We start from the raw sequence: 666 nt of genomic DNA, 5'->3' as shown, positions 1-666 counted from the left end.
CACACCATGCTGGCGCGCAACCATCGAGACCGTCTTGCCCGGCTCGAGGCTCTCCCTGACCATCGCAAGCTTCTCTTCCACCGACCACCGCCGGCGACGCTCCGGGCCCGTCAACACTTCCATCACTTCTTGGTTGCTGCTAGTCATAAACACAGTCGTATGCCTACCCGTAGTTTAAGTACCGCTAACAAAACCAAGTCATCGAACGCAGGTGGTTGAGCGTTGTTGTTGGCATGGCACGAAAGAAGATCAGCAATGAACTGTGGAAGGCATTGCAACCGCTGCTGCCGGTTGTGGAGCCTTCGACCAAAGGCGGTCGTCCGCGCGTGGATGATCGGGCGGCGCTCAACGGCATCCTGTTTGTTCTGCATACCGGTATCCCGTGGGAAGACCTGCCTAAAGAACTGGGCTTTGGCAGCGGCATGACGTGCTGGCGTCGCCTGCGGGAGTGGCAGGCCAACGGCGTTTGGGAGCGGCTGCATTTGGCTCTGCTCAAGCGCCTACGCGAACACGACCAGATCGACTGGAGCCGAGCCAGTGTCGACGGTGCAACGGTGGCCAGCCCCCGGGGGGCGAGCAGACGGGGCCGAATCCAACGGATCGCGGCAAGCTCGGTAGCAAGCGCCATCTCGTCGTAGATCGGCGCGGCGTGCCGTTGGCGCTGAT

1 protein-coding gene and 1 pseudogene are annotated in these 666 nt (G+C 61.4%); one reads left to right on the top strand and one right to left on the bottom strand.

The window, feature by feature from the left end; genetic code table 11:
• The coding region (locus GFB48_RS17350) for a transposase (RefSeq protein ID WP_163938772.1) at nt 1–123 on the bottom strand (123 nt) is incomplete at its 3' end.
• 110 nt (nt 124–233) lie between these two features.
• Here GFB48_RS17350 and GFB48_RS17345 point away from each other — a divergent pair.
• Nucleotides 234–666: pseudogene (locus GFB48_RS17345) on the top strand (IS5-like element IS1421 family transposase); the annotation flags it as partial.

The sequence above is a fragment of the Paraferrimonas sp. SM1919 genome (assembly GCF_010993985.1).
In the GTDB taxonomy this organism is placed as follows: domain Bacteria; phylum Pseudomonadota; class Gammaproteobacteria; order Enterobacterales; family Shewanellaceae; genus SM1919.
Note: the sequence above shows the minus strand (reverse complement) of the source record. Positions and strands in the feature narration are given on the sequence as shown.